Genomic DNA, 1,530 nt, shown 5'->3' on the forward strand with positions numbered 1-1,530 from the left:
GTACATAATATTAATTAAAATGTAGACTGTGAATTATAGTAATTGGCTTTGTCTTTTTGCTTCTCCAGATCCTTATCAACTATATAAGCCCGGACATTTGTTTGAACTTGTTGTTGAACCTTAGCATTGTTATCAACTGCTGCACGTATATCATTACTGCCATTATTATCCCTGTTAATGACAGTTGAGTTGATTACTGGTGGTGCTGTTGCAGAACCTGCACCTGTACCTGCTGTTGCTCCAGGTACTTGTACAGATAAGATTTTCTTAACGTTAGCTAAACCACTTGCAACTGCAATACCCGCTGCTAATGCTGCTCTAAATGGGGATGTCGGATCACCCGGAATAATTTGAGATGCATAAGCCTGTTGTGCTGCTAAATAAGTGCTTACAGTGGTTGAAGCAACGGCTAAAGCTTTACCAGCAACGGTATTTTCTCCTGCTAAATCTGATGCTGCTTGTAAACCTGCTCCTATTTGTTCTAATGTTGCTAATCTTGCGTTCTTTTCCCCTTCTGCTATATCCTTACGGGCCTTAGCATTTGCTTCTTCATTATCAGTTAATGATTTATTATGATCTGCTGTTAATTGAGCTAATTCATCCTGTTGCCCTGTTAACTGAACCTTCTTTAATTCAAATGCAGCATTTTCGGCATCAAATTTTGCCTTAGCTAAGTTTTCAATTTTTATACGGGCTTCATCGGGTGTATCAGAATCTTTAGGTCTGTTAATATCTTCTGCTATAGATAGATCAGTTTTTGCTTGTGTAGAAGATGAAGTAGCATTAGCTTCATCAGTATTTTGATTTAATTGAAAAGCCCTATCTTGTTCAATCTTTCCCTTTTGCTGTGGATTTGTCTTTAAAAGCTCATCAGCTTTTTTATTGATCTCTATAGCTTTCTTTTCAAAACTTGTTAGGTAAGCAGAATTAACTTCATCATCATATGCTTTTATGGCTAAATTATATTTGTCATTAATTTTCTGTTCTTCAATTTTTTTGGCTAAAGTCAACCTATTATAATCTGTATTATAATTTTCAATTCCTTTTAGTTCCTTACTCCTGTCATCTTCAATATCTTTCCTACGTTTTTCCAGTAATTTAAATTCAGCATCATATTTTAACTGTAAATCTTTTATTTCAAGATCACGTTGTGATGCAGAACCTTCTGCTATAATTTTTTTAGCATCTTCATTATTTTTCTTGATGTTATCAAGATCAGTTTTCAGTAAATCTTTGTATTTATCGCTATTCTTTTTCCTTTCAGTATTGATGATTATCTGTAACTCTGACTCAGCATCAGCTAAATTTTTCTTGTAATCTTTATCATCCTTATCAAGAGTTGCGATCTTCTTTCTCTGATTTTCAACTTCAAGCTTATAGGTATCTTCCCCTAATGCTTTCTTTTCTGCTATTAGTCTTGCATTTTTTACAATCTCTTTCTTGATTTCTTCAACACGTGCTTCTTCTGCTTGCTCTTTAGCATTCTTAACAAAGGCATCAGTAAAGTTTTTCTGTATTTGAAAACCCTTT

Annotated in this window: 1 protein-coding gene; it reads right to left on the reverse strand. The window is 34.2% G+C overall.

What is annotated here, in order from left to right; translation table 11 throughout:
* Positions 1 to 14: 14 nt before the first annotated feature.
* The coding region (locus tag AC1DRQ_RS31430) for a hypothetical protein (protein ID WP_477430051.1) at positions 15 to 1,530 on the reverse strand (1,516 nt) is incomplete at its 5' end.

This window comes from Mucilaginibacter sp. P4_E8 (assembly GCF_056401495.1).